The sequence below is a fragment of the Streptomyces sp. SS7 genome (genome assembly GCF_037993025.1).
Classification (GTDB): Bacteria; Actinomycetota; Actinomycetes; order Streptomycetales; family Streptomycetaceae; genus Streptomyces.
This window is the reverse complement of sequence record NZ_CP141223.1, coordinates 5,331,829-5,355,530: the sequence shown is the minus strand read 5'-3', so window position 1 is coordinate 5,355,530 and position 23,702 is coordinate 5,331,829. Positions and strand designations below refer to the sequence as shown.

General features: G+C 71.9%; 27 protein-coding genes. 11 read left to right on the top strand and 16 right to left on the bottom strand.

Annotated features, from left to right (window positions below; genetic code table 11):
* Positions 1 to 132 precede the first annotated feature (132 nt).
* Positions 133 to 1,374 (bottom strand): GNAT family N-acetyltransferase, encoded by a 1,242-nt coding sequence (locus tag U5640_RS24760; RefSeq protein WP_340377935.1) that lies wholly within the window; start codon positions 1,372 to 1,374, stop codon positions 133 to 135.
* Between the two features lie 197 nt (positions 1,375 to 1,571).
* Entirely contained in the window at positions 1,572 to 2,138 is a 567-nt protein-coding gene (locus tag U5640_RS24755) for an aerial mycelium formation protein (protein WP_340377934.1), read from the bottom strand.
* 162 nt (positions 2,139 to 2,300) lie between these two features.
* Here U5640_RS24755 and dtd point away from each other — a divergent pair, with 162 nt between their 5' ends.
* Positions 2,301 to 2,726 (top strand): D-aminoacyl-tRNA deacylase, encoded by a 426-nt coding sequence (gene dtd / locus U5640_RS24750; protein WP_067251685.1) that lies wholly within the window; start codon positions 2,301 to 2,303, stop codon positions 2,724 to 2,726.
* A gap of 11 nt (positions 2,727 to 2,737) precedes the next feature.
* Here the strand turns inward: dtd and U5640_RS24745 are convergent, their stop codons facing one another.
* From U5640_RS24745 to U5640_RS24735, 3 genes are read right to left on the bottom strand one after another with little or no spacing between them, the layout of a single operon-like run.
* A complete protein-coding gene (locus tag U5640_RS24745; RefSeq protein ID WP_340377933.1) occupies positions 2,738 to 3,703 on the bottom strand; it encodes a folate-binding protein in 966 nt (321 codons plus the stop codon).
* Positions 3,704 to 3,712: 9 nt separating this feature from the next.
* On the bottom strand, positions 3,713 to 4,180 hold the full coding sequence (locus U5640_RS24740) for a transcriptional repressor (protein ID WP_340377932.1): 468 nt from the start codon (positions 4,178 to 4,180) through the stop codon (positions 3,713 to 3,715).
* A 15-nt stretch (positions 4,181 to 4,195) separates the two neighbouring features.
* Positions 4,196 to 4,771, bottom strand: a complete 576-nt coding sequence (locus U5640_RS24735; RefSeq protein ID WP_340377931.1) for an FABP family protein — start codon at positions 4,769 to 4,771, stop codon at positions 4,196 to 4,198.
* Between the two features lie 235 nt (positions 4,772 to 5,006).
* Between U5640_RS24735 and U5640_RS24730 the strand changes: the two genes are divergently transcribed.
* Positions 5,007 to 5,369 carry a DsrE family protein gene (locus tag U5640_RS24730; RefSeq protein WP_340377930.1) on the top strand — a complete coding sequence of 121 codons (363 nt, stop codon included), beginning with the start codon at positions 5,007 to 5,009 and terminating at the stop codon, positions 5,367 to 5,369.
* A 16-nt stretch (positions 5,370 to 5,385) separates the two neighbouring features.
* On the opposite strand, the gene U5640_RS24725 is transcribed toward U5640_RS24730, so the two are convergent.
* The 7 genes from U5640_RS24725 to U5640_RS24695 form a co-directional block, all read right to left on the bottom strand.
* A complete protein-coding gene (locus U5640_RS24725; protein ID WP_067251694.1) occupies positions 5,386 to 5,646 on the bottom strand; it encodes a DUF3099 domain-containing protein in 261 nt (86 codons plus the stop codon).
* 137 nt (positions 5,647 to 5,783) lie between these two features.
* Positions 5,784 to 6,071, bottom strand: coding sequence for a DUF1416 domain-containing protein (locus tag U5640_RS24720; RefSeq protein ID WP_020122955.1), 288 nt, complete (start codon positions 6,069 to 6,071; stop codon positions 5,784 to 5,786).
* 64 nt (positions 6,072 to 6,135) lie between these two features.
* Positions 6,136 to 6,975 carry a sulfurtransferase gene (locus U5640_RS24715; RefSeq protein ID WP_340377929.1) on the bottom strand — a complete coding sequence of 280 codons (840 nt, stop codon included), beginning with the start codon at positions 6,973 to 6,975 and terminating at the stop codon, positions 6,136 to 6,138.
* A gap of 431 nt (positions 6,976 to 7,406) precedes the next feature.
* Positions 7,407 to 8,144, bottom strand: coding sequence for a DUF2993 domain-containing protein (locus tag U5640_RS24710; RefSeq protein WP_340377928.1), 738 nt, complete (start codon positions 8,142 to 8,144; stop codon positions 7,407 to 7,409).
* Positions 8,145 to 8,638: 494 nt separating this feature from the next.
* Positions 8,639 to 9,775 carry a hypothetical protein gene (locus U5640_RS24705; protein ID WP_340377927.1) on the bottom strand — a complete coding sequence of 379 codons (1,137 nt, stop codon included), beginning with the start codon at positions 9,773 to 9,775 and terminating at the stop codon, positions 8,639 to 8,641.
* A 2-nt stretch (positions 9,776 to 9,777) separates the two neighbouring features.
* Positions 9,778 to 10,032 (bottom strand): MoaD/ThiS family protein, encoded by a 255-nt coding sequence (locus tag U5640_RS24700; protein WP_340377926.1) that lies wholly within the window; start codon positions 10,030 to 10,032, stop codon positions 9,778 to 9,780.
* 120 nt (positions 10,033 to 10,152) lie between these two features.
* Complete coding sequence (locus tag U5640_RS24695; RefSeq protein WP_340377925.1) at positions 10,153 to 10,989, bottom strand: alpha/beta fold hydrolase; 837 nt, start codon at positions 10,987 to 10,989, stop codon at positions 10,153 to 10,155.
* A gap of 194 nt (positions 10,990 to 11,183) precedes the next feature.
* On the opposite strand from U5640_RS24695, the gene U5640_RS24690 reads away from it, so the two are divergent.
* The 7 genes from U5640_RS24690 (at position 11,184) to U5640_RS24660 (ending at position 17,196) form a co-directional block, all read left to right on the top strand.
* Positions 11,184 to 11,963 (top strand): response regulator transcription factor, encoded by a 780-nt coding sequence (locus U5640_RS24690; RefSeq protein WP_340377924.1) that lies wholly within the window; start codon positions 11,184 to 11,186, stop codon positions 11,961 to 11,963.
* Between the two features lie 126 nt (positions 11,964 to 12,089).
* Positions 12,090 to 13,112 carry a LacI family DNA-binding transcriptional regulator gene (locus tag U5640_RS24685; protein ID WP_340377923.1) on the top strand — a complete coding sequence of 341 codons (1,023 nt, stop codon included), beginning with the start codon at positions 12,090 to 12,092 and terminating at the stop codon, positions 13,110 to 13,112.
* Between the two features lie 143 nt (positions 13,113 to 13,255).
* Positions 13,256 to 14,452 carry a trypsin-like peptidase domain-containing protein gene (locus U5640_RS24680; protein WP_340377922.1) on the top strand — a complete coding sequence of 399 codons (1,197 nt, stop codon included), beginning with the start codon at positions 13,256 to 13,258 and terminating at the stop codon, positions 14,450 to 14,452.
* A gap of 30 nt (positions 14,453 to 14,482) precedes the next feature.
* The gene (locus U5640_RS24675) at positions 14,483 to 14,698 is read left to right on the top strand and encodes a hypothetical protein (RefSeq protein ID WP_340377921.1); all 216 of its coding nucleotides are present in this window, start codon (positions 14,483 to 14,485) and stop codon (positions 14,696 to 14,698) included.
* Between the two features lie 95 nt (positions 14,699 to 14,793).
* Positions 14,794 to 15,531, top strand: coding sequence for a response regulator transcription factor (locus tag U5640_RS24670; protein ID WP_340377920.1), 738 nt, complete (start codon positions 14,794 to 14,796; stop codon positions 15,529 to 15,531).
* Positions 15,528 to 16,964, top strand: a complete 1,437-nt coding sequence (locus tag U5640_RS24665; RefSeq protein ID WP_340377919.1) for a HAMP domain-containing sensor histidine kinase — start codon at positions 15,528 to 15,530, stop codon at positions 16,962 to 16,964. The genes U5640_RS24670 and U5640_RS24665 overlap by 4 nt, the downstream gene beginning before the upstream one ends.
* A 76-nt stretch (positions 16,965 to 17,040) precedes the next feature.
* On the top strand, positions 17,041 to 17,196 hold the full coding sequence (locus tag U5640_RS24660) for a hypothetical protein (RefSeq protein ID WP_340385715.1): 156 nt from the start codon (positions 17,041 to 17,043) through the stop codon (positions 17,194 to 17,196).
* Positions 17,197 to 17,228: 32 nt separating this feature from the next.
* Here U5640_RS24660 and U5640_RS24655 read toward each other — a convergent pair whose 3' ends face one another.
* Entirely contained in the window at positions 17,229 to 19,031 is a 1,803-nt protein-coding gene (locus U5640_RS24655) for a bifunctional metallophosphatase/5'-nucleotidase (protein ID WP_340377918.1), read from the bottom strand.
* A 156-nt stretch (positions 19,032 to 19,187) separates the two neighbouring features.
* Between U5640_RS24655 and mshD the strand changes: the two genes are divergently transcribed.
* Both mshD and U5640_RS24645 read left to right on the top strand, forming a co-directional pair.
* The gene (gene mshD, locus U5640_RS24650; RefSeq protein WP_340377917.1) at positions 19,188 to 20,114 is read left to right on the top strand and encodes a mycothiol synthase; all 927 of its coding nucleotides are present in this window, start codon (positions 19,188 to 19,190) and stop codon (positions 20,112 to 20,114) included.
* Entirely contained in the window at positions 20,111 to 20,476 is a 366-nt protein-coding gene (locus tag U5640_RS24645) for a DUF4440 domain-containing protein (RefSeq protein WP_340377916.1), read from the top strand. The genes mshD and U5640_RS24645 overlap by 4 nt, the downstream gene beginning before the upstream one ends.
* Here U5640_RS24645 and U5640_RS24640 read toward each other — a convergent pair.
* From U5640_RS24640 to U5640_RS24630, 3 genes are read right to left on the bottom strand one after another with little or no spacing between them, the layout of a single operon-like run.
* Complete coding sequence (locus U5640_RS24640) at positions 20,424 to 21,203, bottom strand: ABC transporter (RefSeq protein WP_340377915.1); 780 nt, start codon at positions 21,201 to 21,203, stop codon at positions 20,424 to 20,426. The genes U5640_RS24645 and U5640_RS24640 overlap by 53 nt on opposite strands.
* A complete protein-coding gene (locus U5640_RS24635; protein ID WP_340377914.1) occupies positions 21,191 to 22,792 on the bottom strand; it encodes an ABC transporter permease in 1,602 nt (533 codons plus the stop codon). The genes U5640_RS24640 and U5640_RS24635 overlap by 13 nt, the downstream gene beginning before the upstream one ends.
* A complete protein-coding gene (locus U5640_RS24630) occupies positions 22,789 to 23,670 on the bottom strand; it encodes an ABC transporter ATP-binding protein (RefSeq protein WP_340377913.1) in 882 nt (293 codons plus the stop codon). The genes U5640_RS24635 and U5640_RS24630 overlap by 4 nt, the downstream gene beginning before the upstream one ends.
* Between the last annotated feature and the right edge of the window lie 32 nt (positions 23,671 to 23,702).

The following is a 23,702-nucleotide window of genomic DNA, read 5'->3' as shown; positions in this document are numbered from 1 at the left end:
GAAGCCGACACCTGAGCACAGCCACAACTTCAGATCGCCGCACAGCCACAACCGAACATCGCGCGCACAGCCACAACCGAACAGCTACGGATGCACCACCACCTTCCCCGCCGCCGGACGTCGAAAGGAGCGTCAGAACAGGTCCGGGCACCACGGTCGCCCGGGCGTACGCAGCAGGGCGTCGGCCCCCCGGGCGGCGCCCGCTCGTTCTTCCCGGAGCCGGCCCAGCGCCGCGAGCCGCAGCGCCGACTCGTCGCCGAGCCACAGGGACGCCAGCGCGGCCACGTCCAGTGTGAGATCGGCGTCGCGGGTCGTCCGCGTGCAGGAGGCGCCGTCGGGGGTCGCGTCCAGCAGGAAGCGGCCCCCGGCCGGGCCGGACCCGTCGACCACCTCCAGGACCAGGGCGCCCGCCGTGTCGTACGACCGCGCCGCCAGGGCCTGCGCGACGTCCAGGAGCCGCACCCACAGCCAGTCCGCCTGGGTGGTGACGCTCGCCGCCCGCGGGTCGGGCAGCAGCAGCGGCAGCACGTCGTCCGGGGAGCGCCAGCCCGACTTCACCCGGGTGATCCAGTCGACGGAGCACAGGTAGTGCCACAGGGCGCGGGCGGCGGCCGGGGTCACCGAGAGCAGCCAGTTCACCGAGGCCGTGTTCCGCGGCTGCTTGGCGTCGGTCCAGTGGTCGTCCGCCTGGTACGAGACCAGCCCCTCGACCTCGCCGTCCGCCGAGCGGTACACCGCGTAGAACGGCTCGGTCCAGCTGTCCGCGCCGTGCAGGTGGATCACCCCGGTGTTCATGTCCCACCAGTGTTCGTGGCGGCTGACGGCTCCCGGCTGACCGCGGCGCAGGCGCTCGTGCAGGACGGGCCCGAGCTTGCGGACCTCCGCGCCGTCCACCAGGTCGATACGGCCGCCGGCCAGCGGGACCGGGTGGCGGGGGTCGAAGCCGGCCCTCGGTACGTCGATCGTCCACTCGGTCATGGTGGTGGCGGGGCCGAAGCCGTACCGGCCGTAGATGCGGTACTCGGCGGCGATGAGGGTCGCCACGACGTCCCCGCGGTCCTTCGCCGCCGCGAGGTCGTCGGCCATCAGCCGCGTGAGGAGTCCCCGGCGGCGGTGGGTCGGCAGGACGGCGACGTTGGAGATGCCGTCGGCGGGGACGAGCGCACCGCCCGGGACGGTGAGTTCCTGCGGGAAGGAACGGAAGGTGGCCACACAGGTGTCGGCGTCGAAGGCACCGGTCAGACGCGAGTCGCCGAGCGTGGCCCGACGGGCGGCGACGGCCTGTTCGGTGACGGCCGGGGGACGCAGGAAGCCCGTGTTCAGGGCACGCATCCAGGCGGGGAGTTCGTGGTCGGCGAGAGGGCGGACGTCCATGGGGCCACGGTAGGCACGGCGGAACCGGGTGTCGCCCGCTTTTCCCCGGGCCCCCTCCGCCCCCGACCGCGTCCCGGGGAGACCCACCCCGCCTGACCGGGCCACGGGGCCGACCACCCGGCGCGGCCGCCCGCCCCCCGGTGTCGTACCGGCAGGTCGTCCACCCGGTGTCACACCAGCAGGTCGTCCACCCGGTGTCACACCAGCAGGTCGTCCACCTGGGCCTCGCCCTCGCGGTAGCGGCGGGTGATTTCTGCTCCGCAGTCGTCGGCGGTGCGCTGGAGGTGTTGGCGGCGGCGGGAGACCTGCTGTTCGTAGCCGACCAGTCGGGCCATCGCCTCGTGCAGCTCCGGGTCGGTGCGGGCGTCGAGGTCGGAGAGTTCGACGTCGGCGAGCATGTCGGCGGCGAGGCGGCCGTACTCCTCGCTGTGCGGGGTGCCCAGGGTGACGTGCCGCGCAGAGGAGCGGTGGCGGGCCGGGGCGTCGGTGAGGATCTCCGGGAGGCGTTCGACGACCGACGCGGCGCCCGACGGGGAACGGCGGGCCAGCTCCGCGCGCAGGATGTCGATCCGGCCCTGCAGCAGGCGTCGTACGTAGCTCAGGTCCGCCTCGTCGCGCTGGGCGCCCTGACGCAGGGTGCGCAGCTCGGGCAGGCTGAGCCGGGCCAGCTCGGGCCCCGGAGGATCCGCGGGCGGCCCGGGGCTCTCGCCGCGCTGGGCGGGCGGCCGGTGTGTCTCCAGCCGCTCGGTACTCGGTGTGCTCATGTCCCTCTACCGTCCCCTCGACCGGCGTGTGGTGGAAAGCATCGTGCCACCCCAAGTCGCCGCGAGGTGACCGAGTCCCCCCGAACGGCCCCAGACAGGGCCTAAAGGATCAAAAATGGGCCCTCCGCGAGTCCGTGCGGGGCACCCGGCATGATGGTCCGCATGCGAGCTGTGGTGCAGAGGGTGGACGGCGCGAGTGTGGTCGTGGACGGGGAGACGGTCGGGGAGATCGTCGGCGAGGGCCTGTGCGTACTGGTGGGGGTGACGCACGAGGACACCAAGGAGAAGGCGGCCCAGCTCGCCCGCAAACTGTGGTCGGTGCGGATGCTGCACGAGGAGAAGTCGTGCAGTGACATCGACGCCCCGCTGCTGGTGATCAGCCAGTTCACCCTGTACGGCGACGCGCGCAAGGGGCGGCGGCCCACCTGGAACGCCGCCGCGCCGGGGCCCGTCGCCGAGCCCCTGGTCGAGGAGGTCGTGGCGCAGCTGCGGGCGTTGGGGGCCACCGTCGCCACCGGCAGGTTCGGGGCGCGGATGCGGGTGTCGCTGACGAACGACGGCCCCTTCACCGTGCTCCTGGAGATCTGAGGCGTCGGCCCCTAGGGCTCGACCACCGTCTCCTGGGCCGCCGCCGTCGTGTCGGCCATCAGCGGGGCATCCACGGGGACGTTCCGCTTCACCAGGGCCAGGGCCACGGGGCCCAGTTCGTGGTGGCGTACCGAGGTCGTGATGAAACCGATCTTCCGTCCGTCGGGGGCCTCGTCGGCGACCCGCAGCTCGGTGCCGTGGGGCGGCAGGTGGACCTCGCTGCCGTCCAGGTGCAGGAAGACCAGGCGGCGGGGCGGCTTGCCCAGGTTCTGGACGCGGGCGACCGTCTCCTGGCCGCGGTAGCAGCCCTTCTGGAGGTGGACCGCGGTGCCGATCCAGCCCAGCTCGTGCGGGATGGTGCGGTGGTCGGTCTCGAAGCCGACGCGGGGGCGGTGCTGCTCGACGCGCAGGGCCTCATGGGCGAGGATCCCGGCCGCGGGGCCCGTCTTGTCGGCGTACGACTCCAGGTCCGCGCGCGGGAGGAAGAGATCGCGGCCGTACGGGGTCTCGCGGACGACGACGTCCTGCGGCACCTCGGCGATGGAGCCGGCGGGGAGGTGGACGACGGCCGTGTCGGCGGTGCGGTCGGCGACCTCGACCCGGTAGAAGAACTTCATCGACTCCAGGTAGGCGAGGAGCGCCTCCTGGGTGCCGGGTTCGACGTGGGCCCAGACCGTGGTGCCGTCGTCGACCAGGTAGAGCGCGTGCTCGATGTGGCCGTGCGCGGAGAGGATCAGGGCCTCGGCGGCCTGGCCGGCCGGGAGGTCGCTGACGTGCTGGGTGAGCAGCAGGTGCAGCCAGCTCAGACGGTCCTCGCCGGTGACGGTGACGACCCCGCGGTGCGAGAGGTCGACGAAACCGGTGCCGTCGGCGAGGGCGCGCTGCTCACGGAACAGGTCGCCGTAGTGGGCGGCGACACCTTCGTCCACGCCCTCGGCGGGGACGGCGCCGGGCAGGGACAGCAGAGGGCTCTTCATGTGCCAAGCCTACGACTCGGTAATGGAACTCCTGGCAGCCGAACGTCCGTCCGCCATGGCCTTCGACGTGCAGTCCCGGCACCTGCCGAAGATCGCGAAGTGCTTCATGTCCGTCTCGAAGCCGAAGGTCTCCCGCAGCTTCGCGGTGAACTCGGCGGCCACCTGCACATCCGCCTCGATCACGTTCTCGCAGTCCCGGCAGACCAGGTGGATGTGGTGGTGCCGGTCGGCGAGGTGGTACGTCGGCGCGCCGTGCCCCAGATGGGCGTGGCTGACCAGGCCCAGCTCCTCCAGGAGCTCCAGGGTCCGGTAGACGGTGGAAATGTTGACCCCCGACGCCGTCTTCTTCACTTCCGTGAGGATGTCGTCGGGGGTCGCGTGCTCCAGGGTGTCCACGGCTTCCAGCACGAGTTGCCGCTGCGGCGTCAGCCGGTAGCCGCGCTGCCTGAGGTCGCTCTTCCAGTCGGTGCTCACCACACTGGAAGTCTAGAACTACTTGAAGAACGCGATGCCGTCGTCCGGCATGTCGTCCGGGAGGGCCTTGGCCCAGCGTTCGACGTCCTCGGGTGTGACGACCTTCTTCAGGTGGGCCGACATGTAGGGGCGCAGCTCGACCTCGGGGGTCTGCTTCTCCCCGACCCACATCAGGTCGCTCCTGACGTAGCCGTAGAGCCGCTTGCCGCCGGTGTAGGGGCGGGAGGCGGCCGTGCGGGCGACGGCGTCCGTGAACAGGTCGATCTGCGGCTTCTTGTCGGCCATCTCGCCGTACCAGATCTCGATGACGCCGTCGTCGCGGGTCATCGTCACCTCGACCTTGCGGGAGCCGTCGATCCGCCAGAAGCCGGACTCGGACTCCAGGGGACGGACCTTGTTGCCGTCGCCGTCCAGGATCCAGGTACGGGAGTGGTACTCCAGGAAGTCACGGCCGTCGTGGCTGAAGGTGACCTCCTGGCCGAAGTTGCACTTCTCCGCACCCGGGAAGTCGTGCACCCCGGCACCCGCCCAGGTGCCCAGCAGGAAGGCGAGGGGGACAAGGTCCTTGTGGAGGTCGGACGGGATCTCGATCATGGTTGGCAGTTCCTGGATCGGTCGGTCAGCGCTGGCCCTGGTACAGCTTCTTCACGGCCAGGGCGGCGAAGGCGAGGACACCGACGCAGACCAGGACCAGCAGGGTTTCGAAGAAGATCTCCACGGGGTGCTCCTCGGATGAGCGTGGTTGGTTCCGTACGTACACAGGGCCGGCCCCCAGCTTACGCGGCCGGTGACCGGCCCTCCGTGCGAGGGAGCTGATTACGATGCGGCCATGGCGAAGAAGCTCGTGATCAAGGTGACCGCCGGGGCCGACGCCCCCGAGCGGTGTGCGCAGGCGTTCACGGTCGCGGCGGTGGCCGTGGCCAGCGGGGTCGAGGTGTCGCTGTGGCTGACCGGGGAGTCCGCGTGGTTCGCGCTGCCGGGCCGGGCCGCCGGGTTCGAGCTGCCGCACTCCGCCCCGCTGCCGGATCTCCTGGAGTCCGTCCTGGCCGGCGGGCGGCTCACGCTGTGCACGCAGTGCGCGGCCCGGCGGGACATCACGGAGAAGGACGTCATCGAGGGCGTACGGATCGCGGGTGCGCAGGTGTTCGTGCAGGAGGCCCTGGCCGACGGCGCCCAGGCCCTCGTCTACTGACGGCGGCCGCCCACGGCTACGGGCGGCGCTTCCTGCCGTCCAGTTCGTCCCACCACTCGTCGGACTCCGGGTCGCCGGAGGGGTCGTCCCACCAGCGGTCCTCCGGGCCGCGCCGGTTGGCGACCATCGCCGCGAGCGGCGGGATGACCATGGCGACCACGCACATGCCGACCGCCACCGGCACCGACCAGATGCGCACGACGGCCCAGGCCAGGACGAACAGGCCGATGCAGGTGCCCATCATGGCGAAGTAGAGGTGGCGCCGGCGCGCGTACATGCTTCCAGCGTAGGTCCGGGCGGCCGGAAGGGCCGTACCCCGCGAGGGGTACGGCCCTTCTGTCGTCGTACCGACCGTCGTCAGACCGTCGTCAGAGCTGTCGGCGTCCGTCACAGACCGCCCGGGCCCCGCGGTCCTCAGACCGCGATCGCGACCTCTGCGAGTCCGCCCTGCTGGGCGACGACCGTGCGGTCGGCGGTGGCGCCGGGGACGAGGGCGCGGACGGTCCAGGTGCCCTCGGCCGCGTAGAAGCGGAACTGGCCCGTGGCGGAGGTGGGGACCTCAGCGGTGAACTCGCCGGTCGAGTCCAGCAGCCGGACGTAGCCGACGACGGGCTCGCCGTCGCGGGTCACCTGGCCCTGGATCGTGGTCTCACCGGGCTTGATCGTCGAGGCGTCCGGGCCGCCGGCCTTCGCTCCACACATGTCTTTCTCCATCGGGGTCTGACCGGACGGAAGGAAGGCCGGTCGGGTTTGCGGGCTGGGTGGGTTACTTGTTGGCGCCGAGCTCGATCGGCACGCCGACCAGGGAGCCGTACTCGGTCCAGGAGCCGTCGTAGTTCTTGACGTTCTCGACACCGAGCAGCTCGTGCAGGACGAACCAGGTCAGGGCCGAGCGCTCGCCGATGCGGCAGTAGGCGATGGTGTCCTTGGCGAGGTCCACCTGCTCGGCGGCGTAGAGCTCCTTGAGCTCGTCGTCCGACTTGAAGGTGCCGTCGTCGTTGGCGTTCTTCGACCACGGGATGTTGCGGGCGGTCGGGACGTGGCCCGGGCGCTGGGACTGCTCCTGCGGCAGGTGGGCCGGGGCGAGCAGCTTGCCGGAGAACTCGTCGGGCGACCGGACGTCGACCAGGTTCTGCGAGCCGATCGCGGCGACGACGTCGTCTCGGAAGGCGCGGATGGCGGTGTTCTGCGGCTTGGCGGTGTAGGTGGTCTCGGCGCGCACCGGGACCTCCTCGACCAGCTCGCGGGCGTCCAGCTCCCACTTCTTGCGGCCGCCGTCGAGGAGCTTGACGTTCTCGTGGCCGTACAGCTTGAAGTACCAGTACGCGTACGAGGCGAACCAGTTGTTGTTGCCGCCGTAGAGGATCACCAGGGTGTCGTTGCCGATGCCCTTCGCCGACAGGAGCTTCTCGAAGCCCTCCTGGTCGATGAAGTCGCGGCGGACCGGGTCCTGGAGGTCCTGGGTCCAGTCGATCCGGATGGCGTTGCGGATGTGGTTCTTCTCGTAGGCCGACGTGTCCTCGTCGACCTCGACGATGGCGATGTCGGCGTTGTCGAGGTTGGCCTCGACCCAGTCGGCGTCGACCAGGACGTCGCTGCGGCTCATGCTCGTTCTCCTCCGGGGCAGTTGCGGCGGGGGTGTGCAAGAAAGAGAGGGGTGCGCGGCCGGGTCTCGCCGGCGGCCGGCGCACGGATGCCCTCGGTCCGAGGGCGCCGGGAGGCGCGGAAGGCCGGCGGCGCTTCCGCTGTCAGACGGTGCGACAGAGCATGGCGGCGACGCGGCACAGGTCTACTGCCCGCCGCCTCGTGAGATCCGCCTGTCGCTGCATCATGCGGTCGATCGTAGGGACGGACAGGCGGGCGTGTCACCAGCTGGCCGGATGGTGAGATGCGATCGTCCACATGTCGGGACGGAGAAGGTGCCCGGGCGTCCCCGCGGGGGCTCCGGGCTCATGTATCCGTCGTCACATCTACGGTTCGGACGGCGGTGTCTCGCCTGTCGGACGGCCCTCGCGGACATCCCGGAGCCATGGGGTGTTACCCGGCGAGCCGGACGTTCGAACCCTTCACCGTGATCTCCACACCGTTCTTCCCCGCCTGCACCTTGTCGAGGCTGATGCCGCCGGGCAGCCCCTCGATCTTCTGCTGGAAGTCGGTGACGGTGCGGACCTGCTTCTCGGCGGCCGTCACCCCGCGGAAGTCGGGCAGCGAGTCGGCGTGCACCCGGACGGTGTCGCCCTCGACGCTGACCGAGCTCAGCACGGAGACGGGCTCCTTCAGCTTCACGCCCAGGACGGTCGCCTCGACCATGACCTTGATCTTGCCGTTGCCGCCGTCGGAGAGGCCGACGACCTCGGCGGTGACTCCGGGCGCGACCCGGGTCTCCTCGAACTTGGCGGTCTTCAGCAGCTCGCCGTAGGCGACGGTCGCCGTGCCGGAGGCCGTGGTGGCGGTGGCCGAGCTGTAGTCGCCGGAGAAGGCGACGCCCTTCATGTCGGCCCGGAGGTCGTCGATGCGCAGGGTCTGCCCGTTGACGCCGGTGTCGGCCTGGTAGTCCGCGATGCCGACCTCGACGTCGTCCAGCGAGCCGCCGGCCATCTGGGTGAGGAAGGGGAAGCCCTTGATGGACACGTCGGGGGTGGTGGCGAGACCCTCGGTGGTCCTCAGCTTGTCCGCGACCTCGCCCTCGGCGAAGTGGACGGCGAGGCGGTCCACGAGGACGAAGAGGCCCCCCAGGACGACGACGATGATCAGCAGTATGCGAAGCGCGCGCATGAAGGTGTCCCCCGGTTCAGGTCGCTTTGCGGCCCACCGTAACCCTGGGGGCAAGGGACACCCCGGAATTGTCGATCAGCTGTGACATGCCGCCCCTGCCCCGCCGTGCCCTCGATGCCGTCCAGTGCCGTGACCGGAAAGGTTTACCGGGAAGCTCGCGGCGTCCGGTGCGGTGCATCGCAAGGCGGAGCGTCGCCCGCGTACGGGATGTACTCGGGTGATGCGACAACGCGGCGAGGTGCCGTGCCGGGCGCCGCGAGCCGGTGAACCTTTCCGGTCACGGCACTGGGGGGTGCTGCGAAAGTCCTGTGCGGTGCCCGCGGTGTCCGGTGCGTGCTCTGGGGGTCCCCCCGGCCGAAGGCTGGGGGAGTGCCGGACGAAAGCCCTCGTACTGGACGTACTTGGGGTTTCGGCCGGTGCGGCGAGTGGGGGTGCCCCCTCCGGGGGAGCGTGCCGGGCGCCGTGGGTGCTGTGCGGGACTTCCGCAACACCCCCTAGCCCAGCGCCCGCCCCAGCACGTAGACCGCCGGTGCGGCGGCCGCGAGGGGCAGGGCCACGCCCGCGGTGAAGTGGACGAAGCGGGAGGGGTAGTCGTAGCTCGCGACCCGGTGGCCGATCAGGGCGCACGCCGCGGCGCCCGCGCCGAGCAGCGCGCCCGGCGCGCCCGTCCCGGTCGTCCCGCCGACCGCGATGCCCACGCCCGCGGCGGCGAGCAGCGACACGACGACGGAGGCCGGGGTCGGCAGCGGAAGCGCGCGGGCCAGTACGGCGACGGCGACGGCCGCGGCACCCACGGTCACCGCGTCGGGGTCCGCGCCGAGGTGTCCGGTCGCGATGATCGCCAGCGCGGCGGAGACGACGGTGGCCATCAGGCCGTACATCCGCTCGTCGGGGTCGGCGTGCGAGCGGAGCTGGAGCACCAGACAGAGCAGCACCCACACGCCCAGGGTGCCGAGGATCGCGGCGGGCGCGTTCTCCCGGCCGGCGACGAGCAGCGCCACGTCCGAGACCAGCGCGCCGAGGAAGGCCAGCGCGATGCCCTGCCGGGCGGGCCACATGCCGTTCAGCCGGAACCAGCCGGCCGCCGTCAGCGCCTGGAGCACGACGAGCGGCACGAGCAGGGCGTACGACCCGATGGCCGCCGCGCCGGACAGCAGCAGGCCCAGCAGCGCGGTGAGCGCGGCGGGCTGCATCCCGGGCTCGATGATCGGCGAACGCCCTTCGAGCCGGGCCCGCTGGGCGTCGGTCACCCGGGAGTTGCCCGCGAGGGTGGCGGGACCGTAGGCCGCGGCCGCCTCGGGCTGGGGGGAACCGTAGCCCGCGGCCGCCTCGGGCTGGGCGGGTGCGGCGGCGGCCTGGCCTCCGTAGGCCTGGTGGGCGGAGTAGTCCTGGTGGTCGGCGTGGCCGGAGTGGCCCTGGTGACCGGGCTGGCCGGCGTGACCCGCCTGCCCCGGGTACGCGCCCGGCGCCTCCGCGGTGACCGGCGGCTGGACGCTGGTCTCCCAGGTCTGGCCCTGCCACTGCTGGGTGTACTGGAGGTGCGCCTGCGGGTCGTCGTGGCCCTGTTGCTGCCCGGGCCAGTTCTGCTGGTCGTATCCCGGGTACTGCTGATACGGCTGCTGGTCGGTCATCCTCACCCTCCTGCGAACGGCGGGAGCACCTCGACCGTGCCGCCGTCGGCCAGCCGTACCGTCTCATGTGCGCGGGTGCCCACGGGGTCACCGTCGATCAGGAACGAGCATCGCCGCAGCACACGTGTGAGTTCACCGGGGTGTCGCAGACGCGCGGCGTCGAGGGCCTCGGCGAGGGTGTCCGCGTCGTACGGCTCCTCGTCGACCCCGGCCGCGGCCTTGGCGGCCGCCCAGTAGCGCACCGTGACCTTGGGCATCGCGTTCCTTCTCGGATCGGTTGTTCTGTCGTCTCGGTCGTTCTGTCGTCTCGGTCGGTCCGCCGTCGCGTCGGGCCGGCGTCTCGTCGGTCCGTCGTCGGTTCACCGACAGGGTTCAGGCTAGCCCGCCCGGGCCACCGCCCATTCCGCGATCCGGGCCAGCAGGGCGTCGTCGGCCGCGTGCTCGGCGTGGCCCATGCCGGGTTCCAGCCAGAGTTCGCCGTGCTCGCCCGCCGCCGCGGCGAGCATCCGGGGGTGGTCGAGGGGGAAGTAGCCGTCACGGTCGCCGTGGACGATCAGCAGCGGGGCGGGCGCGATCCGCGGGACCGCCTCGGTCGGGGAGAGCGGTACGGGGTCCCAGTCGCGGTGGTGGATCCGGGTGCGGAAGCCCCAGCGGCCGAGCAGCCGGCCCTCGGGGCGGGTGATCAGCCAGTGCACCCGGCGCATCGGGACGGTTCCCCGGTAGTACCAGCGGGCGGGCGCGCTGACGGAGACGACGGCGTCCACCCCCCGGTGCAGGGCCGCGTGCCGGAGCACGACCGAGCCGCCCATCGAGAAGCCGACGGTCACCACGCGCGCGTGTCCGAGCGAGCGGGCCCACGTGGCGGCGGCCTCCAGGTCCAGGACCTCCTTGTCGCCGACCGTCGAACGCCCGCCGGAGCGCCCGTGGCCCCGGAAGGAGAAGGTGACGACGGCCCCGTAGCGCGCGAAGGTCTCCGCGACCCGGCGTACCTGGGGGCGGTCGGCGTCGCCGGTGAAGCCGTGCGCGATCACGAACACCGGGTGAACGGTGGATGGCGGCGAACTGTTGTATACGACCGCACCCGGGTTGTATACGGAATCGATCGGAATCCCGTCGACGGTGCGCCGAAACGTCCGCAAAGGTGTGCGGCTGCCCGTCTCACAGTTCGGACGTACGGTGGAACGGGCCGCATGACCTGCCCGGCTGTTGCTCATGTGGGCTATTCTGCTGGGCAGAGGACTCGGGCAGCGTAGCCCCCGGGTCCTTTTGTGCTTTCGGAAGCGTTGTATACGAAGCGGGAAACTCCAGGTGACCGCGGGTGTACGGGGCCTTCGGGAACGTGCAGTGCAGTGCCGCAGTGCCGTAGTGCCGCAAACGTCCTCGCAGGGACCGAGGAGGAACCAGACGTATGAGTTCTCTGCTGCTCCTGACCAATGCCCTCCAGCCGTCGACCGAGGTGCTGCCCGCCCTCGGCCTGCTGCTGCACAACGTGCGCGTCGCTCCGGCGGAAGGACCCGCGCTCGTCGACACCCCGGGCGCCGACGTCATCCTGATCGACGGCCGGCGCGACCTCCCGCAGGTGCGCAGCCTGTGCCAGCTGCTGCGCTCGACCGGACCCGGCTGTCCGCTGATCCTCGTCGTCACCGAGGGCGGCCTGGCCGCCGTCACCGCCGACTGGGGCATCGACGACGTGCTCCTCGACACCGCCGGCCCGGCGGAGGTGGAGGCGCGGCTGCGGCTCGCCATGGGCCGCCAGCAGATCGTCAACGACGACTCCCCGATGGAGATCCGCAACGGCGATCTGTCGGTGGACGAGGCGACGTACAGCGCGAAGCTGAAGGGCCGGGTCCTCGACCTCACCTTCAAGGAGTTCGAGCTGCTGAAATATCTGGCCCAGCACCCCGGCCGGGTGTTCACCCGCGCACAGCTCCTGCAGGAGGTGTGGGGCTACGACTACTTCGGCGGCACCCGCACGGTCGATGTGCACGTACGCCGGCTGCGCGCCAAGCTCGGCCCGGAGCACGAGTCGCTGATCGGCACCGTCCGGAACGTGGGTTATCGATTCGTTACGCCTGAGAAGGCGGAGCGCGGGAGTGACGAGGCGAAGGCCAAGGCCGGCCGGGCAAACACGGACGATCCGGACAACGCGGCCGCCGTGGGCGCCGAAGAAGTCGCGGCGGACGCGTAGTACTCGCCGGTACCTCTCGGTTACCCACCGGTACCGGCCCGGATCCGCTCGGCGGAGGCGTTGCTTCCGCACAGGGACGTGACGTACGCCCTGCCCAGAGCGGGTCCATCCGCGTAGACTCCGCGCGTGGCCAAGGTGACTCGGGACGACGTCGCACGACTGGCGGGGACCTCCACCGCCGTCGTCAGCTACGTCATCAACAACGGACCCCGGCCGGTCGCCCCGGCCACGCGCGAGCGTGTCCTCGCGGCGATCAAGGAACTGGGCTACCGGCCCGACCGGGTCGCCCAGGCGATGGCGTCCCGGCGCACGGACCTCATAGGCCTGATCATCCCGGACGCCCGCCAGCCCTTCTTCGGCGAGATGGCCCACGCGGTCGAGCAGGCCGCCTCCGAGCGCGGGAAGATGGTCCTCGTCGGCAACACCGACTACGTCGCCGAGCGAGAGGTCCACTATCTGCGGGCGTTCCTCGGGATGCGGGTCTCCGGCCTGATCCTCGTCAGCCACGCGCTCAACGACCTGGCCGCCGCCGAGATCGACGCCTGGGACGCCCGGGTGGTCCTGCTGCACGAGCGGCCCGAGGCCATCGACGACGTCGCCGTCGTCACCGACGACCTGGGCGGCGCCCGGATCGCCGTCCGCCACCTCCTGGAGCACGGCTGCGCGTACGTCGCCTGCATGGGCGGCACCGCCGAGACCCCCTCCGTCGGCGACCCGGTCTCCGACCACGTCGAGGGCTGGCGGCAGGCCATGGCGGAGGCCGGGCTCAGCACCGAGGGCCGGCTCTTCGAGGCGCCGTACAACCGCTATGACGCCTACCGCGTCGCCCTCGACCTGCTCTCGGGCCCGGACCGGCCGCCCGCGATCTTCTGCTCCACCGACGACCAGGCGATCGGCCTGCTGCGCGCGGCCCGCGAGCTGCGCATCGACGTACCGGGCGAGCTGGCCGTCATCGGCTTCGACGACATCAAGGAAGCCGCCCTCGCCGACCCGCCCATGACGACGATCGCGTCGGACCGCTCGGCGATGGCCCGGGCGGCCGTGGACCTGGTCCTGGACGACGGGGTGCGGATCGCGGGTTCCCGCCGTGAACGCCTCAGGCAGTTCCCGTCCCGGCTGGTGACCCGCCGCTCCTGCGGCTGCGCCTGACCGTACGGCCTCACCGTATGAGAGGTCTCTGAGAGACCCTCGCCCGGCGCCTGTTCCCGCTTTATATCGGGCATACGAGGTTCTGGCGGCGTTCTCAGGGAGCACTCAGGAAGCTCTCATGGTCGCGGGACAAGCTTCTTTCCATGACCGAGAGCTTCCGCCGCAGCGGCGAGTACGAGAACTTCGACACCCCTCAGCGGGGCGCCCAGCAGCACGCTTCCTCCCCCGTCGACCCGGAGTGGCCGCCGCCGCCGGCGTACCGGCCGACGCAGCAGACGCCGCAGCAGCCGATGCAGCCGATGCAGCAGGGCGCGTACCAGCAGCCGCAGCAGCAGCCGCAGCCGGTGGTCGAGCCCACCGCGGTGTGGCAGACGCAGGCCGCGCCGGGCGGCGGGGACGGTCACGGCGGCGGAACCGCTCCCCTCACCCCCGCGGCGGCCGGGCCCGGCGCCCCGGAGCCCAGGAAGAAGCGCACCCGCGGTCCCCTGGCCCTGCTCGCCGCCGTGGCGATCGTCGCCGCGGCCGTCGGGGGCGGCACGGCGTACGGCATACAGGAGCTGACCGGCAAGGACCAGGTGGTGTCCTCCTCCACCACGACCAGTGTGGTGCCGTCCAGCAAGACCGGGAACGTCGCCTCGATCGCCGCCGCGGTCAGCCCGAGCGTGGTCGAGGTCAACGCCACCCTCAGCAACGGCTCCTCCACCGGCTCCGGTGTGATCATCACCAGTGACGGCGAGATCGTCACCAACAACCACGTCATCGCGGGCGCCTCCTCGATCAAGGTGAGGACCAGCGACGGCAAGAGCTACACCGCGAAGGTCGTCGGCACCGACAGCAAGAAGGACCTCGCGCTGATCAAGCTGGAGAACGCCTCCGGTCTGAAGGCGGCGACCCTCGGCAACTCCGACGGGGTCCAGGTCGGCGACCAGGTCGTGGCGATCGGCTCCCCCGAGGGCCTGACCGGCACGGTGACCAGCGGCATCGTCTCCGCGCTCAACCGTGACGTGACCGTCTCCACCGACGAGAGCCAGGGCCAGCAGCAACAGCAGGGCGGCGGCGGATGGCCGTTCGAGTTCGGCGGCCGGCAGTTCAACGGCGACACCGGCTCCTCGACCACCACCTACAAGGCGCTCCAGACGGACGCCTCCCTCAACCCCGGCAACTCCGGCGGCGCGCTCATCGACGCGAACGGCAACATCATCGGCATCAACTCCGCGATGTACTCCGCGTCCTCGTCCTCCTCCTCGGACGCCGGCAGCGTCGGCCTCGGCTTCGCCATCCCGATCAACACCGTCAAGTCCGACCTGGCCGGCCTGCGGGCCGGCGGCTCCGACAGCTGATCCACCCTCCGGCCACTCAGGGAGCACGTCATGATCAAGCAGGTTTCGCACACGGTGACCGGCGTCGGCGCGGCCGACCTCGCCCTGGCCCTCGACGTGGCGTACGAGCTGCACGAGAGCGTGCGGCAGACGGTCGTACGGGCCCCGGAGGTGGCGGCGCCGCAGCTGATGGGCCTGCGCACGCCCGCCACCCGCCCGCACCGCCGCAAGGTTCCGCTGAACCGCCTCACCGCGGTGCGCGGCTGATCCCCCGCTGTTCTCTCTTCACGCACGGACCGGGAAGCATGCGAGGCTGAAGGTCTCGTCCCCGTCCGCCCCACCGCACCCGAGGATCCACGCCCATGAGCCCCGCCGAAGGCGACCGTGACATCCAGCGCATCCTGATCGTCGACGACGAGCCGGCGGTGCGTGAAGCCCTCCAGCGCAGCCTCGCCTTCGAGGGATACGACACGGAGGTCGCCGTCGACGGCGCCGACGCCCTGGACAAGGCGACGGCCTACCGCCCCGACCTGGTCGTCCTCGACATCCAGATGCCCCGCATGGACGGCCTGACGGCCGCGCGCCGCATCCGGGGCGCGGGCGACACGACCCCCATCCTGATGCTCACGGCCCGGGACACGGTCGGCGACCGGGTCACCGGGCTCGACGCGGGCGCCGACGACTACCTGGTCAAGCCGTTCGAACTGGACGAGCTGTTCGCCCGGGTCCGCGCGCTGCTGCGGCGCAGCTCCTACGCGGCGGCGGCCGGCACGGCCGTCGTGGAGGAGGACGAGGCACTCACCTTCGCCGACCTGCGCATGGACCTCGCGACCCGCGAGGTCACCCGGGCCGGGCGGCCCGTCGAGCTGACCCGCACGGAGTTCACCCTGCTGGAGATGTTCATGGCGCACCCGCGTCAGGTCCTCACGCGCGAGCAGATCCTGAAGGCGGTGTGGGGCTTCGACTTCGAGCCGTCCTCCAACTCCCTGGACGTGTACGTGATGTACCTGCGCCGCAAGACCGAGGCGGCGGGCGAACCGCGGCTGGTGCACACGGTGCGGGGTGTGGGGTACGTGCTGCGCCAGGGCGGCGCGGAGTGAACAAGCTGGTCCGCCGCTTCCGGACGCTGCCGATCCGGGCGCGGCTGTCGATGCTGGTCGCTGCCGCTGTGGCGTTCGCGGTGGCGGCGGTCTCGGTGACGTGCTGGTTCATCGTGCAGGGGAAGCTGTACGAGCAGGTGAACAACGACCTGCGGAAGGCCGCGGCGATGGGCCGTCTCGGCGATCAGGCCAACGACGCGGTCACCAACTGCACCCAGACCACGACGCGCAACGGCTTCGGGCCCAACACGTACATGCAGGTGGTCCTGGAGGACGGCACGGCCTGCGTCATGGACTTCTCGGTGGGCCTGGTCAAGGTCACCCAGGCGGACAAGACGGTGGCGAAGGACGGCACCGACGGGATCTTCCGCAACGGAGTCGCCTCGGACGGCGAAAGCGTCCGTGTGCTCACACTTCCCCTGACCCCGAACAGCCCCAACCTGCCCAAGGCCTCCGTTCTCATCGCCCTCCCGCTGAAGAACACCGAGAAGACCCTCAACGACCTCGCCCTCATCCTCCTCCTCGTCTCCGGTGTCGGAGTCCTCGGCGCCGGCGCCGCCGGTCTCGCCGTAGCGCGCGCAGGCCTCCGGCCCGTCGACAAGCTCACCGAGGCCGTCGAGCACGTGGCCCGCACGGACGACCTGAGCACGCGCATCCCGGTCGAGGACGACGCCGAGGACGAGATCGCCCGGCTGTCCCGGTCCTTCAACTCGATGACCGCCTCCCTCGCCAACTCCCGTGAGCTCCAGCAGCAGCTGATCGCGGACGCCGGGCACGAGCTGCGGACGCCGCTCACCTCCCTGCGGACCAACATCGAGCTGCTCACCCGCAGCGAGGAGACCGGCCGCCCCATCCCCGCCGCCGACCGCAAGGCGCTGCTCGCGAGTGTGAAGGCGCAGATGACGGAGCTGGCCTCGCTCATCGGCGACCTCCAGGAGCTGTCCCGCTCGGAGGGCCAGCGCGGTGAACGCGTCCAGGTGGTCGACCTGGAGGACACGGTCGAGGCGGCGCTGCGCCGGGCCCGGCTGCGCGGCCCCGAGCTGACCATCAACGCCCACCTGGAGCCTTGGTTCACCCGGGCGGAGCCCGCCGCGCTGGAGCGGGCGGTGGTCAACATCCTGGACAACGCGGTGAAGTTCAGCCCCGAAGGCGGCACCGTCGACGTCGGGCTGAGCCGCGGTGTCCTGACCGTCCGCGACCACGGCCCCGGTATCCCCGAGGACGAACTCCCGCACGTCTTCGACCGCTTCTGGCGCTCCCCCAGCGCCCGCGCCCTCCCCGGCTCCGGCCTCGGCCTGTCCATCGTGGCCCGCACGGTCGAGCAGGCCGGCGGCCGGGTCGACCTGGCCCGCGCGGACGGCGGCGGCACGGTGGCCACCGTACGGCTGCCGGGGGCGCCGACGCCTCCGCCCGAGGCGCCGCAGACGCCGTAGCGCCGACGGCACCAGGGACTTCCCCCGTACGGCCCCCTTTCCGTCCCGGGCGGCGACCCTCCCGCGACGCCCCCCCATGGGCCAGAACGGGACGTACGGCGGCCGGGACGGAAAGACCGTCACCGTGAAGACGCTCGCCGAACTGGAGAGGGCGGCTTCTCCTGGAAGCGCCGTCGGCCTCCTGACCGCGGGCCCCGGCAGGGAGAACTGGACGAGGCCGCCGCGTCGGTGACGCGACGGCCTCGTCCGGGGATGAGCCGTGAGCTACTGGACGATCGTGATCCGGTTCGCCGCCGGCGGGGTGATCGGGCTGGTCGCCGAGGAGTTGGCGGTCAGGTACTGCTCCAGGGCCGTGAGGTCGTCCGTGCCGACGAGGTCGCCCGTGCCCTGGCCGAGGGTGGTGAAGCCGTCGCCGCCGCCCGCGAGGAAGCTGTTGGTGGCGATGCGGTAGGTGGCCGACGGGTCGACGGCCGCGCCGTTCAGCCGGATGGAGTCGGTGACGACCCGGTCGGCGCCGCTCTTCGTCAGGTCCAGCGTGTACGTCAGGTTCGCCGACGGCTGGAGGATCTTCGGCGCCGCCGCGTTCGACCCGCTGACCTGCTCCTTGAGGACCTGGATCAGCTGGGCGCCGGTGAAGTCCTGGAGGTTCACGGTGTTGGAGAACGGCTGGACCGTGAAGCCCTCGGCGTACGTCACCACGCCGTCGCCCTCGCTGCCCTTGGCCGCGTAGGTGAGGCCGGCTCGGACGCCGCCCGGGTTCATCAGCGCGAGGTCGGTCTCGGGGTCGAGGCCCTTGCCGTACGCCAGCTGCGCGTCCGCGATCAGGTCACCCATCGGGGACTCGGTGCCCGTGTTGGGCACGTCGGCCGAGATGTAGCCGATGGCGCGGTTGCCGATCGGGGCGGCGAGGGTGTTCCACCTGCTGATCAGCTCGGTCATGTCCGGGGCCTTGGCGACGGTCCGGGTGACCACGTGGTTCGCCGACTTCACGGACGTGCGCGCGATGTCGCCGGTGAAGCGGTCGTACGTCAGCGTGGTGTCCGTGTAGAGACGGCCGAAGGAGGCGGCCGAGGTGACCATGCGCGGGTTGCCCGCCGGGTCCGGGATCGTGCACACGTACGCGGCGTGGGTGTGGCCCGTCACCAGCGCGTCCACCGACGGGGAGATGTTCTTCGCGATGTCCACGATGGGACCGGAGATGCCGTCACCGGCGCCCGGGGAGTCGCAGTTGTAGTTGTACGCGCCCGACGCCGGCTGGCCGCCCTCGTGGATCAGCGCCACGATCGACTTCACGCCCTGGCGCTGGAGCACCTTGGCGTACTTGTTGATCGTCTCGACCTCGTCCTTGAACTTCAGGCCCTTGACGCCGTCGGCGGAGACGACGCCCGGGGTGTCCTCCAGGGTCACCCCGATGAAGCCGATCCTGACGTCCTTCTTCTTCCACACCCAGTACGGCGCGAGGATCGGCCTGCCGGTCTTCTCGCTCAGCACGTTGGCCGCCAGGTACGGGAAGTCGGCGCCCTTGAACCTCTTGTCCGTGTAGCAGCCGGCCGTCGGGTGGCAGCCGCCGTACTGGAGCCGGGCCAGTTCCTTCGCGCCCTCGTCGAACTCGTGGTTGCCGACGGAGGTGACGTCCAGGTCCAGCTTGTTGAGCGCCTCGATGGTGGGCTCGTCGTGGAACAGGCCCGAGATCAGGGGGGAGGCGCCGACCATGTCACCGCCGGCCGCGGTGATGGAGTACGCGTTGTTCTTGCGGGCCTCGCGCAGATGGGTGGCGAGGTACTCGACACCGCCCGCGTCGATGGTCTTCGACGTGCCGTCCGCCTGAAGCTCCGTCACCCGGCCGGACGAGCCCGACGGCGGTTCCAGGTTGCCGTGCAGATCGTTGAACGACAGCAGCTGCACGTCCTGGTAACGGCTCGGCAGCGGCTTGCCGTGGTGTGCGTCGTGGGCGTCCGCCGGAAGCGCCGCGGCCAGCGCACCCGCGGTGGCGAGCGTGGCGGCGGCCGCGAGCAGACGGTACGTACGACGTCTGCGGCCCGGGTCCGGCTGGGAAGTGGCTGGCATGCGCCCCCCTGTGAATCGGCTGAGGTAGGTGGCCCGTCCGGCGCAGCCTAAGGTCAACGCGCGTAGCGCGACAGGGGGTTCCGGGTTACATCCTGGTTTCCCTTTGCCCTCCCCTTTGCCCCCACTTTGCGGCTCCCTCCCCTTACCCTCGTACGCATGACCAGCGACGACATCGCACGGCCCTACGGCTCCCGATCCATCGAGACCCTCGTCGAGCTCTCCCCCGAACAGACCGATGCCGTCCTCGACCTGCTCGCGGAGGCCCTCCGCACGGACGGGCAGCAGGCGGTGTCCGAGCAGGGCCGGCTGCAACTGCGCGGGGGTTCCCGCGAAGGCGTCTCCCATCTGGTCCTCACCGTCGGCGGCGAACTCATCGGCTACGCCCAGCTGGAGGACACCGACCCGATCGAGGCCCCGGCGGCCGAGCTGGTCGTCCACCCCTCCCACCGCGGCCACGGCCACGGCCGCGCCCTCGGCGCCGCGCTGCTCGCCGCCTCCGGCAAGCGGCTGCGGGTGTGGGCCCACGGCGGGCACTCCGCCGCCCGCCATCTCGCCCAGGTCCTCGGGCTGACCCTGTTCCGCGAACTCCGTCAGCTGCGGCGGCCGTTGAGCGGCCTCGCGCTGCCCGAGCCGGTGCTGCCAGCGGGGGTCACCGTCCGCACCTTCGAGCCCGGCCGGGACGACGCCGCCTGGCTCGCCGTCAACGCCGCGGCCTTCGCCCACCACCCCGAGCAGGGATCGCTGGTCCAGCGCGACCTCGACGACCGCAAGGCCCAGGCCTGGTTCGACCCCGCCGGCTTCTTCCTCGCCTTCCGCGGCGACGAACTCATCGGCTTCCACTGGACCAAGGTCCACGCCGAGGAACAGCTCGGCGAGGTGTACGTCCTCGGTGTCGCCCCCGGCGCCCAGGGCGGCGGTCTCGGCAAGTCCCTCACCACGATCGGCCTGCGGCACCTCGCCAACCAGGGACTGCCCACGGCCATGCTGTACGTCGACGCCGACAACAAGGCGGCGGTGGCGGTGTACGAGGGCCTGGGCTTCGTCACCCACGAGACGGACCTGATGTACCGGACGGAGACGTGACGGACGATCAGGAGCAGTCGGTGCGGGCGGCCGTCGGGGGCGAGCTGTCGCTGCTCGATCCCGAGGTGCGTGCCTCCCGCGAGCGGGTGCTGGCACTGCTGGATCCGGAGTTCGAGGAGATCGGGGCCTCGGGGCGCCGGTGGGACGCGGAGACGATCCTCGCCGTGACCGGTGACGGCGAGGTCTCCGCCGAGGCTCCGGTCGAGGTCGGTGAGATGACCGGGACCCTTCTCGCTCCGGGGCTCGTGCATCTCACCTATGTCTCCGAGCACCGGGGCCGCCGGGTGTGGCGCAGCTCCCTGTGGCGTCTCACCGCGACGGGCTGGCGGATGTACTTCCACCAGGGGACCCCGGCCGCCTGAGCGCCTTCCCCGGGCCGAGCGGTTCCCGGGTCCACAGCGCGCACACCGCCAGCGTCACCACCAGGACCGCCGCCCAACGCAGCTGCGTCGGTTCCCACCAGGGGTCGGACAACGCGGCCAGCAGGCCCCAGCGGCTGGGGGTCAGGACGGCCACCGCGGATGCCGTGAGCAGGCATGTCGCCGTGCTCCTGCCCACCTCGGGGGAGTCCGAGAAGCGGACGGCGAGCGTGGCGAGGGCCAGGGCGGCCGCGGTCGTCGCCGCCGCCTGGAGGGTGACCGGGAGGAGCGGCGGGCGGCTCGGCGAGGGCACGAGGAGGAGGGCCGTCGTCCACCACAAGGCGGTCAGCGGGAGCACCATCGCCAGGCGCAGGACCGTCCGCAGCGGGCGGGCGATCGGAGTGGTCGCGCTGGTGTTGCGGGCCGGGTCGTCCAGGAGGAAGGCCAGGCCCAGGGCGCCGGAGAGTGCCGTCAGGCGCAGGACGACCAGACCCGGCTCGGCCCCCGGGGCGTGGTCGGGGAGGCGGGTGCTCGCCGCGACCAGGAGGCCCACCGCGCCGGCGATCGTCAGGGCCCGCCGGGGCAGAGTGCGCCAGACCGGCACCAGCAGCGGGCGCAGCTGGGCCGAGGTGGGCCGGCTGCTCGTGTGCACCGTCGCCGTGACGGCCTCGTCCGCGCGGGCCTTAGCGCCGTCGTCCTTCATTCCGCCGGTCTCCTCTACTCCTCGCACGTGCTCGCCTCCTTCGGTGCCCGGACGCCCAGCAGCTCGGCGGCCCGGACCGTCGTCGTCGACGCGGACGTCAGCTCCGTCCAGTGGGCCTTCACCCGCTCGGTGATCTCGGCCCGCGGGCGGTCCAGGAGCTCCCGGACGACCGTCGTCTGATCAGCCCCCAGGGAGAACCCGCTGGTGGGGGCGAGGACCGCCGCGGAGCCGTGGTCGCTGTCGTCGATCCGGACGTCACGGAAGGTGGCCAGTGGGGTGGGGTCGGTGCCCAGCGCCAGCCACATGATCGTCACCGCGCGGGCGTCGCCGCAGAGCTGCCCGCTCGTCACGTCCTCCGTGCCGGCCACCAGGACGGAGGCGACGCCGACCGCGAACTCGGGGACGCGGTTGCCGCCCCAGTGTGTGCCGACCGTGACCTCGTCGGGCGTGGTGAGGGCGGTGAGCGAGCTGTCCTGTTCCACGCCGCCGGAGAGGTCGATGCGCTGGCGGATCGTCAGCGGTCTCGTCGCTGCGGTGCCGCCCGCCTGGGACCGCACGCGCCGGACCACGGCGGCCCAGTCGTCCCGTACCCCGTTCCACTCGGGGAAGGAGCAGTACGTCGAGCCGTCGTGGCGGGTGCAGGACTGCACCTTCAGCGGCGTCTCGGTCGCCACCTTGCGGGCCGCGTCCAGGGCTGCCGCGTCCCGGGGTGCCTGGCCGATCACCCCGACCGCGGTGGTCGCCAGGGCGAGGGCCGTGGCCGCCTTGACGGCGCGGGTGCGGCCGCCGGACAGGAGCAGGGCCGCGCAGGCCACCACGGCGCACAGACCGAGCAGGTAGAGGGCGTGCCAGGCGGCGGGGCGGCCGAGCAGGTCGGAGGGGACGGGGTCGCCGCTGGGCAGGGAGTCCAGGGAGACCGGGCTGAGCCACTGCCAGGCCCAGCCCTTGCCCTGGCCGGCGAGGTCGGCGGCGATGACGAGGGCCAGGTAGAAGACGATGACGAACAGTATGGGCGCGAAGGACAGCGGTATCAGGCGGGCCAGCAGCACACCCACGACCCCGGCCAGCAGGACCGTCAGCGGCCCCACCGCGAGTTCGCCGAGCGAGCCGTGGCCGATCGCACCCGGCTTGAGCGCCTCCCGCCAGTACTGCGCGAGGGCGAGGAGCCCGATGAGCGCGGCGAAGGGCACCACGGACAGGATGTGGGCGAGGGTGCGCCGCCACCGGTCCATGGGCAGGACGTCGAGCTGATGGCCGGTGCCGTGCTTGCGGGACCGCAGCGCGGCCGCGTTCGCGCAGACGAGCACGGCGAGCGCGAACAGCGGCGACACCCCCTGGGTCTGCCGGTCCACCATGTTGAGGATCGGGTAGTCGTCCATGCCCTCCTGCCGCACCATCTGCACGACGACGAGGACGAGGCACAGGGCGAGGAAGAACAGGGTCTGGACCTGCGTCAGCAGTTCGCGCGTCTCGAAGCGGGCCAGGGCGAGGACCGCGCCGAAGCGGCGGCGCTCGTCGGGCTGCCCGGAGCCGCTGGGGGGCGCCTCGTCGAGCGGCGCGGCCGGCGGGCCGGCCGGGGTGACCGGGGCGTCGGGGGCTGCGGGGGTGGGGCTCATGCCGTCACCTCCGCGCTCTCGCCGTCCAGGGCCAGCAGATAGCCGTCCTCCAGGGTGGGTTCGAGCAGATCGGCGCCGGGGGGCGGGTCGCCGATGTTGCGGAAGGTGCCCGTCCCGGTGCGCCAGCCGGCCAGTGCGCCCGGGGCGCGTTCCGCGCTGCTCCAGACCCGGCCCGCCGCGCGGGCGGTCAGTTCGGCGGGGGTGCCCTCGAAGCGGACCCGGCCGGCGGCGAGGACCACGACACGATGGCAGAGCATCGCCACGTCCTCGGTCTGATGGGTGGACAGCAGGACCGTGCGGCCCTCGCCGGCCTGGGCGATCAGGTCGCGGAAGCGCATGCGCTGCTCGGGGTCCAGGCCGACGGTCGGCTCGTCCAGGACGAGGAATCCGGGGTCGCCGACCAGCGCGGCGGCCAGCGCGACCCGCTGGCGCATCCCGCCGGAGAGCCGCTTGAGACGCTTGCCGCGCACGTCGGAGAGGTCGACGGCGTCCAGGACACGGCGGACCTCGCGGTGCCGGGCCCCCCGGTCGGTCAGCTCCTTGAGGATCGCCACGTAGTCGACGAACTCGAAGGCCGTGAAGTCCGGGTGGAAGCCGGGGGTCTGGGGCAGATAGCCGAGCTCGCGGCGCAGGGCGAGGCGGCCGGCGGCGGTGCGGGGGTCGTGACCGAGGGCGGTGAAGAGGCCGTCGTCGGCCGGTACGGCCGTGGCCAGCACCCGCAGCAGGGTGGTCTTCCCCGCGCCGTTGGGACCGAGCAGTCCGGTGACGCCGCGCGTCAGCCGGAGGGAGACGCCGTCGAGGGCACGGGTGCCGCCGAACCGCAGGGCCAGCCCGTCGGCCCGCAGTGTGCTGGGCTCGGTGAGGGGGTCGATGGTCACGCAGGGCTCCTGAAGGTCCTGTAAGGGGGAGA

Excerpts from the sequence above, each read along its gene's own strand:
- U5640_RS24730 (WP_340377930.1), top strand. The coding sequence starts at position 5,007 with ATGGCGAAGAAGCTCGTGATCAAGGTGACCGCCGGGGCCGACGCCCCC.
- U5640_RS24710 (WP_340377928.1), bottom strand. The coding sequence starts at position 8,144 with ATGCGCGCGCTTCGCATACTGCTGATCATCGTCGTCGTCCTGGGGGGC.
- U5640_RS24715 (WP_340377929.1), bottom strand. The coding sequence starts at position 6,975 with ATGAGCCGCAGCGACGTCCTGGTCGACGCCGACTGGGTCGAGGCCAAC.
- U5640_RS24660 (WP_340385715.1), top strand. The coding sequence starts at position 17,041 with ATGGGCCAGAACGGGACGTACGGCGGCCGGGACGGAAAGACCGTCACC.
- mshD (WP_340377917.1), top strand. The coding sequence starts at position 19,188 with ATGACCAGCGACGACATCGCACGGCCCTACGGCTCCCGATCCATCGAG.
- U5640_RS24720 (WP_020122955.1), bottom strand. The coding sequence starts at position 6,071 with ATGTGTGGAGCGAAGGCCGGCGGCCCGGACGCCTCGACGATCAAGCCC.
- U5640_RS24735 (WP_340377931.1), bottom strand. The coding sequence starts at position 4,771 with ATGATCGAGATCCCGTCCGACCTCCACAAGGACCTTGTCCCCCTCGCC.
- U5640_RS24635 (WP_340377914.1), bottom strand. The coding sequence starts at position 22,792 with ATGAGCCCCACCCCCGCAGCCCCCGACGCCCCGGTCACCCCGGCCGGC.
- U5640_RS24680 (WP_340377922.1), top strand. The coding sequence starts at position 13,256 with ATGACCGAGAGCTTCCGCCGCAGCGGCGAGTACGAGAACTTCGACACC.
- U5640_RS24705 (WP_340377927.1), bottom strand. The coding sequence starts at position 9,775 with ATGACCGACCAGCAGCCGTATCAGCAGTACCCGGGATACGACCAGCAG.
- U5640_RS24725 (WP_067251694.1), bottom strand. The coding sequence starts at position 5,646 with ATGTACGCGCGCCGGCGCCACCTCTACTTCGCCATGATGGGCACCTGC.
- U5640_RS24690 (WP_340377924.1), top strand. The coding sequence starts at position 11,184 with ATGAGTTCTCTGCTGCTCCTGACCAATGCCCTCCAGCCGTCGACCGAG.
- U5640_RS24745 (WP_340377933.1), bottom strand. The coding sequence starts at position 3,703 with ATGAAGAGCCCTCTGCTGTCCCTGCCCGGCGCCGTCCCCGCCGAGGGC.
- dtd (WP_067251685.1), top strand. The coding sequence starts at position 2,301 with ATGCGAGCTGTGGTGCAGAGGGTGGACGGCGCGAGTGTGGTCGTGGAC.
- U5640_RS24760 (WP_340377935.1), bottom strand. The coding sequence starts at position 1,374 with ATGGACGTCCGCCCTCTCGCCGACCACGAACTCCCCGCCTGGATGCGT.
- U5640_RS24700 (WP_340377926.1), bottom strand. The coding sequence starts at position 10,032 with ATGCCCAAGGTCACGGTGCGCTACTGGGCGGCCGCCAAGGCCGCGGCC.
- U5640_RS24655 (WP_340377918.1), bottom strand. The coding sequence starts at position 19,031 with ATGCCAGCCACTTCCCAGCCGGACCCGGGCCGCAGACGTCGTACGTAC.
- U5640_RS24675 (WP_340377921.1), top strand. The coding sequence starts at position 14,483 with ATGATCAAGCAGGTTTCGCACACGGTGACCGGCGTCGGCGCGGCCGAC.
- U5640_RS24670 (WP_340377920.1), top strand. The coding sequence starts at position 14,794 with ATGAGCCCCGCCGAAGGCGACCGTGACATCCAGCGCATCCTGATCGTC.
- U5640_RS24755 (WP_340377934.1), bottom strand. The coding sequence starts at position 2,138 with ATGAGCACACCGAGTACCGAGCGGCTGGAGACACACCGGCCGCCCGCC.
- U5640_RS24695 (WP_340377925.1), bottom strand. The coding sequence starts at position 10,989 with ATGAGCAACAGCCGGGCAGGTCATGCGGCCCGTTCCACCGTACGTCCG.